A 3,136-nucleotide genomic window follows, 5' to 3' on the forward strand; every position below is an offset into this window, starting at 1 on the left:
CTCTGGATTGAACCAGTTATCACAACCATTAAGAATCAAGATTAAGAACAATAAAATAGACCGCACAAATATCCTTTTTTATAACTTCGTATCCGTTGTCTAGAGAGCAAAATCAACCACTTCGCAATCTTGTTATAAGTATACTCAACCGTGTGATTATTCGATCAAAAAAGCCAGCGGATGCTGGCTTTTTTTACTTTTTATTGAACTGAAAAGTTCAATTGCACTTCTGGCTCTTGGCGATGCATCCAACGCATTCTGACGCCTAACATAAAGGCCGCAGAAGATAGGCCGATGATAAAACCAAGCCAGAAGCCTTGTGCTCCCATTGGCTCGACAATCCAGTCTGTACGGCCAAGGACGTAACCAATTGGCAGCCCAAGAATCCAATAAGCAATAAAAGTACGGTTGAAGATGGCTCGCATGTCTTTATAGCCGCGTAATGCACCAGCTGCGATCACTTGAACCGCATCCGTACATTGATAAACAGCGGCAAACACGAGCAGGTGCATCGCTAGAGTGATTACCTCTGGGTTGCTAGTATAAAGCTCGGCGATCCACTCACGAGACAAGACGGTTAAAATCGCTGTGAGAACGGACAATGCTAGACCAACCATAATGCCGACTCGTGACGCTACGCGCGCGCCATCGACGTTTTCTTCACCAAGTCGATGGACGACACGAATGCTTACTGCTGCACCAATACTCATTGGTAGCATAAATACCAACGAGGAGAAGTTAATCGCGACTTGATGCGCTGCCACAATGATAGGACCCAGTGGTGAAACGAGCAGTGCAACAACAGCAAACAATGTCACTTCAAAAAACAGCGCTGCTGCAACAGGAAAGCCGAGCTTGAATAGACGAACTTGCGCTTTCCATTGTGGGCGATGCCATTCTCCAAATAGGTTGATGCTTTTCAATCGCTCTGATGTCATCACATACAGCAATAGCATGGCAAACATGACCCAGTAAACAATCGTGGTTGCTACACCACAGCCAACACCGCCTAATTCAGGTGCACCAAACTTGCCGTACACGAAAATCCAGTTTAGAGGAATGTTGAGCAGCAAACCGATAAAGCCAATAACCATTGCCGGTTTCGTCAATGACATACCATCCGTAAAGCTTCTAAGCGTTTGGAAAAGTAAAAAAGCGGGTACTGCTAATATAACGGCATGAATGTATCCCACCGTTTTTTCAGCCATCAGTGCTTCAACATCCATCAGCCCGAGAATAAACTGGGTTTGAAGCAGGACTGCAATTATCGGCACACTGATCAGCAATGCCAAAACGACGCCTTGCTGAATTTCAAACGGTATTTTCACTCGACGACCAGAGCCATTTAACTGTGCGACAACAGGGACCAATGCCATTAATAAACCCACCCCAAACAAAATGGATGGTAGCCAAATACTTGAAGCGACAGAAACCGCAGCCATGTCGGTGGCGCTAACGCCGCCAGCCATTACGGTATCAACAAACCCCATACCAGTTTGAGCGACAGATGCGATCAATACCGGGGTCGCCAATTTGATAAGACTTGATGCTTCTTCTTTATAGCGATGCACGAAAAATACTCCAGAGCGGAACAATAAGTTGAAAGAATGAGAGTACTCGAGGGCAAAAGATGTGGTGAACGGATCTGATGGTTGATTTTAGTCACGATAAGGTGAAAAAATGCCTCGGAGAAACTCCGCGCAAATGATAAACAATTGTATGTTTATATTCCATAGCTAGGTAGCTAATAGTCGATAACACTGACTGGACGCTCTCCACGCTAAGGATACGCTTTTACTGAGAACAGCAGCGAATCATGGTAATGTTGAAGCATGCATGAGAACAAACCAGTGTTCATTAAGCCATGGCTTTATCGTCTGCGGTCTTTATTTCCGACCTGTAGCGCAGTGTTTAGGGCTTAGTCTTCGACTACAGTTGGTATTAAATCAATAGGTAAAAAGAAATGTTTACAGGAATAGTTCAGGGTACGGCGAAGGTCGTTAAAATTGATAAAAAAGAACGCTTTCAAACGCACGTTGTCGAGTTAAGCGATGAACTTTGTAAAGGGTTAGAAATTGGTGCATCCGTTGCACACAACGGATGTTGTCTAACTGTGACTAAGATCGAAGGCAACCTTATCAGTTTTGATTTAATGCAAGCGACATTGGCTCTTACTAATTTAGGTCGGCTGGTGGAAGGGGATAGCGTAAACATTGAGCGCGCGGCTAAGTTTGGTGACGAAATAGGCGGGCATAGTATGTCTGGTCATATTAGTTTAACGGCAGATATTGTCGATATCATCGATACGCCCAATAACCGCACGATTTGGTTCCAACTGCCGCAAGAATCAATGAAATATGTATTAGCGAAAGGTTACATTGGTTTAGATGGCTGCTCGCTAACTATTGGTGAAGTTGAAGCGTGTCGTTTTTCGGTACACCTAATTCCAGAAACCTTGCAGCGAACGCTTTTCGGAGTGAGACAAGTAGGGGAGCGTGTTAATATTGAGTTTGATCCTCAGACTCAAGCAATTGTTGATACTGTTGAGCGCGTTCTTGCAGCAAAACAGCTTTAGAATGAGAAAAAGGAGCCTAGTGCTCCTTTTTCATTTAAGCGTTTTTATATTTCTGATGTTCACATGCTCGAGCTGTTATTCGTAATTGTCATCGATAAATAGTTCGACCTTATCTTGTAACTCATCCACTCGCATATTTAGGTGGATAGCGTGGCAACAAGCTGGGCAATCATCATAAAACTCTTGGTCACCATTACTTGCATCCAATGTAATGCCGATAGAGTGTCCGCAATGCGGGCACTTTACATACCTTTCGGTATAATTTTTCATACAACAACTCCTAATCTCGCAGGGCTTTTAAACACACTATTCATCAAGGAAGTACAGCCCTTTACTTACTTTGCCTACAAGGAAAATAGGCACAATCCAAAGTTAAGTCTCCTTTGATATTAGGTCGAGTTGTTGCTAATTGAGTCGAAATAAGTACAAAACTTGACCCCAAACTCAACCTTGAGCTTAGGGTGATCTTCTGTAGTGATGTGCCTCGAGATTTTACATCTTGAAATATGCAGTGGCTTCCAAATTAATAAGAAATGATTTTATTAATAACCAGTTGAGCCT

3 protein-coding genes are annotated in these 3,136 nt (G+C 43.4%); 1 reads left to right on the plus strand and 2 read right to left on the minus strand.

Features of this window, described 5'->3' with window-relative positions; translation table 11 throughout:
* Nucleotides 1-200: 200 nt before the first annotated feature.
* Complete coding sequence (locus CAG68_RS06700) at nucleotides 201-1,571, minus strand: MATE family efflux transporter (protein ID WP_161440943.1); 1,371 nt, start codon at nucleotides 1,569-1,571, stop codon at nucleotides 201-203.
* 392 nt (nucleotides 1,572-1,963) lie between these two features.
* Between CAG68_RS06700 and CAG68_RS06705 the strand changes: the two genes are divergently transcribed.
* Complete coding sequence (locus tag CAG68_RS06705; protein ID WP_005377625.1) at nucleotides 1,964-2,575, plus strand: riboflavin synthase; 612 nt, start codon at nucleotides 1,964-1,966, stop codon at nucleotides 2,573-2,575.
* A gap of 75 nt (nucleotides 2,576-2,650) precedes the next feature.
* Here CAG68_RS06705 and CAG68_RS06710 read toward each other — a convergent pair whose 3' ends face one another.
* Nucleotides 2,651-2,845, minus strand: a complete 195-nt coding sequence (locus CAG68_RS06710) for a CPXCG motif-containing cysteine-rich protein (protein ID WP_017634925.1) — start codon at nucleotides 2,843-2,845, stop codon at nucleotides 2,651-2,653.
* Nucleotides 2,846-3,136 lie beyond the last annotated feature (291 nt).

Source organism: Vibrio sp. V42_P2S4T144 (assembly GCF_009904715.1).
Taxonomy (GTDB): domain Bacteria; phylum Pseudomonadota; class Gammaproteobacteria; order Enterobacterales; family Vibrionaceae; genus Vibrio; species Vibrio alginolyticus.